The organism is Vibrio sp. V08_P9A1T1, assembly GCF_963874405.1.
Taxonomy (GTDB): Bacteria; Pseudomonadota; Gammaproteobacteria; order Enterobacterales; family Vibrionaceae; genus Vibrio; species Vibrio anguillarum.
Genome location: NZ_CAWNIB010000270.1, coordinates 1 through 1141, shown reverse-complemented (window position 1 = coordinate 1141; position 1141 = coordinate 1). Strand labels below are relative to the sequence as shown.

Annotated in this window: 1 protein-coding gene; it reads right to left on the bottom strand. The window is 46.5% G+C overall.

Annotation, left to right across the window (positions count from 1 at the left end; translation table 11 throughout):
• Positions 1–78: 78 nt before the first annotated feature.
• Positions 79–1083, bottom strand: a complete 1005-nt coding sequence (gene argF, locus AACT21_RS12635; RefSeq protein WP_094164538.1) for an ornithine carbamoyltransferase — start codon at positions 1081–1083, stop codon at positions 79–81.
• Positions 1084–1141: the final 58 nt, after the last annotated feature.

Here is a 1141-nt window from a genome sequence, read left to right as displayed (position 1 = left end):
GGCGTTAGCTGCTTTCACTCACCCAAATCACTTACTCATGTAAGTTCATCGGGCTTCGATCCATTGTTGCCTTGTTTTTTAAGCGCCGAGGGTTGCGACCATCACAGCTTTGATGGTGTGCATGCGGTTTTCAGCTTCATCAAACACAATCGAATATTCAGACTCAAACACCTCTTCGGTGACTTCCAAACCTTTCATACCATATTTTTCCGCCACCTCTTTGCCTACGGTGGTTTCGTCGTTATGAAACGCAGGCAAGCAGTGCATAAATTTTACCTGTGGATTACCAGTTTGCTTAATCACATTCATATTGATTTGGTAAGGCGTCATTAAGGCCACGCGTTCATCCCATGCATCGGCTGATTCGCCCATGGAAACCCAAACGTCGGTATAGAGAAAATCGCATCCTTGCACGCCTTCTTGCACATTTTCAGTGAGCGTGATTTTAGCTCCCGTCTGCTTGGCAATTTCTTGGCAAGTGGTGACGAGTGATGTTTCTGGCCAAAACTGTTTGGGTGCGACGAGGCGAATATCCATGCCCATTTTTGCTGCGCCCACCATTAGTGAATTGCCCATGTTATTGCGTGCATCGCCTAGATAAGCCAGTGACACTTGGTGCAACTGCTTACCACGGCCATGCTCAATCATGGTTAAAAAGTCAGCTAAAATCTGTGTTGGGTGGAACTCGTTGGTGAGCCCGTTCCATACAGGAACGCCAGCATGTGCGCCAAGCTCTTCGACAATTTCTTGTCCAAAACCGCGATATTGGATGCCATCGTACATTCTTCCGAGTACGCGCGCGGTGTCTTTCATCGACTCTTTATGACCAATTTGCGACCCTGATGGCCCGATGTAAGAGACTTGAGCGCCTTGATCAAACGCGGCCACTTCAAATGCACATCGCGTCCGTGTTGAGGCTTTCTCAAAAATCAGCGCAATATTTTTACCCGCTAATCTTTTCTGTTCTGATCCGGCGTATTTCGCTTTTTTGAGATCAGCAGAGAGATCGAGCAGAAATTGGATCTCTTTCGGCGTGAAATCGAGCAGTTTGAGAAAGTTGCGGTTGCGTAAATTGAAAGCCATATCCCAGTCCTAAACGGTGAATGATGAATGGCCTTAGTAAAACATATAAATGCTAAAT